The sequence below is a fragment of the Amycolatopsis sp. SID8362 genome, assembly GCF_010550475.1.
Lineage (GTDB): Bacteria > Actinomycetota > Actinomycetes > Mycobacteriales > Pseudonocardiaceae > Amycolatopsis > Amycolatopsis eburnea.
In genome coordinates, this window is the sequence record NZ_JAAGNB010001139.1 from 1 (window position 1) to 667 (window position 667).

Below are 667 nucleotides of genomic sequence, written 5' to 3' on the forward strand. Positions count from 1 at the left end.
ACGCCATCGCGGGCACCACCGCGGTGTCCGCCGTCAGCGCGAAGGTGTCGAGGTTGGCTTCGATCTCCGCGGCGACGTCGACGTACGGCACACCGGCGCGGATGGCCGCCGAAGCCAGCGGGAGGGCCGTCGCGGCGAACGGGCCCGCGCAGTTGATCACGGCCGCCACGCCGTCGAGCGCGCGGTCGAGGGCCGTCGGATCGTCGACCGACGCGGGCCGCCCGCCCGGCAGCTTCGCCGCGTCGCGGCCGGAAAGGATCGGCGTGAAGCCGCGTTCGCGCAGCTCGGTCACCACGAAGCGGCCGGTGAGTCCGTAAGCGCCGTAAACCAGTACCGAAGTCATGCAGCAATCCTCGCGACGCTTTCGCGCCGGGAACAGTGTCCGGAACGACGCGATGCGTACACTTTCGGACATGCACGCTGTCGCGCTGGCCGCCACCGACGGGATGCTCTCGTTCGAGCTGACCATCGCCACCGAGGTGTTCGGCGAGAACCCCCGCTACGACTTCGCCGTCTGCGGCAGCGAACCCGTCCGCGTCGGCCGGTTCCTGCTGGAGCCCGACGCCGGCCTGGACCGGCTGGCGAGCGCCGGCACGGTGCTCGTGCCGGGGTGGGCCGACGTCGACGCGCCCCCGCCCGCCGACCTCGTCGACGCGGTGCGGGCGGC

The 667-nt window shown here is 72.9% G+C and carries 1 protein-coding gene and 1 pseudogene; one reads left to right on the forward strand and one right to left on the reverse strand.

The window, feature by feature from the left end:
- The coding region (locus tag G3I65_RS35405) for a saccharopine dehydrogenase NADP-binding domain-containing protein (protein ID WP_160699957.1) at nt 1-343 on the reverse strand (343 nt) is incomplete at its 3' end.
- Between the two features lie 70 nt (nt 344-413).
- Here G3I65_RS35405 and G3I65_RS35410 point away from each other — a divergent pair.
- Nucleotides 414-667, forward strand: a pseudogene (locus tag G3I65_RS35410) (AraC family transcriptional regulator); the annotation flags it as partial.